The following is a 1,132-nucleotide window of genomic DNA, read 5'->3' on the forward strand; positions in this document are numbered from 1 at the left end:
AACACGCGCTTGAAGATCGTGTCGACGTGCTTGAGGTGATAGCCGAGGTCGAACTGCTCGTCGATCTCGGCATCTGTCAGGTACTTCTTCACGTCGGCATCGGCCTTCAGCAGGGTGCGGAAGTCGCCTTCGCCGCGCCAGACCGGCATCGCGTTGCGCTGGACCAGTCTGTAGGGGAGCAGGTGATCACGCCGTGAAGAATTACCCACCGAATGTCAGGTGTTTCGGTTCGGGAAACGCCTTTGTTTCGATGCACTTGAGCAGACATTCACGCAGTATGTCGCGAGCGAATTCGGCGTGCGTGTGAATATCGGCGACTTTAGTGCTCGCTCCATGTGCCGCTTTCGATCGTGCGTTGTACCCCTGACGCAACTGCTCGAAGAGAGTCTCTCTTTCGGAGCCTTTTCGGAGGAAGTTAGAAATATAGAGGGCGAGCCGGAATGATATCTCTCGTTCAGTCCTGAACAGGGCTTCGAGGCCACTCCAGGCTAACAATAAGCAAGCATTTGCGTATGGGATGCAGTGGTAAGAGGTGAGCGATTGCATTGCATTCTGAAAAATGCGGTCATGCGTGAAGCGCAAACCGGTGTCCATGTGAGTGCTTATCCACTGCGCGTCTTCGAGTGTTAATTTGGTTTCGCGATAACGATTCGGAATCGCATCAATGAAGCGTTCGCAGAAAACATGCCGAGAGTCGGACTCCGGTTGATCCAAGACAGAGTGCGTCAGAATTGCTGGAGCGTTGATCCATCCACCCGTGCGGATCATTAGCAGAAATGAAAATACGTGGACTGGGTCTAGAGCAAAACGTCCGTCTCCGTCGGGGCTCTTGAGAGCTACTTCAAAATCTACATCATCAATCAGCTTGAACGAGTTGTAGTCACTTTCTCTGTCGATGTGCTTGAGTTTGATCTCAATTCTCTTCTTTGGATCGCGTCTGCGCAAGTGCACGAGTGTCGACTCGTGCTTTGGGTAGATCTCGAGCTCGTCGAAATCTAACTTGACGCCCTTGCATGGTATGTAGCGCCAATGCCAGAGCAGCATGCGTTCACGCTTCCCCGAACACGCGCTTGAAGATCGTGTCGACGTGCTTGAGGTGATAGCCGAGGTCGAACTGCTCGTCGATCTCGGC

Annotated in this window: 1 protein-coding gene and 1 pseudogene; both read right to left on the minus strand. The window is 53.0% G+C overall.

The annotated features are described in order from the left end of the window. Positions 1 to 173, minus strand: a pseudogene (locus tag QX128_RS33165) (adenylosuccinate lyase); the annotation flags it as partial. A 28-nt stretch (positions 174 to 201) separates the two neighbouring features. Beyond that, a complete protein-coding gene (locus QX128_RS33170; protein WP_316239659.1) occupies positions 202 to 1,044 on the minus strand; it encodes a HEPN domain-containing protein in 843 nt (280 codons plus the stop codon). Positions 1,045 to 1,132 lie beyond the last annotated feature (88 nt).

The sequence above is a fragment of the Bradyrhizobium sp. SZCCHNR1015 genome (assembly GCF_032489875.1).
Taxonomy (GTDB): domain Bacteria; phylum Pseudomonadota; class Alphaproteobacteria; order Rhizobiales; family Xanthobacteraceae; genus Bradyrhizobium.

What these genes read in the sequence shown, in the direction of transcription:
- QX128_RS33170 (WP_316239659.1), bottom strand. Translation starts at nt 1,044, where the DNA reads ATGCTGCTCTGGCATTGGCGCTACATACCATGCAAGGGCGTCAAGTTA.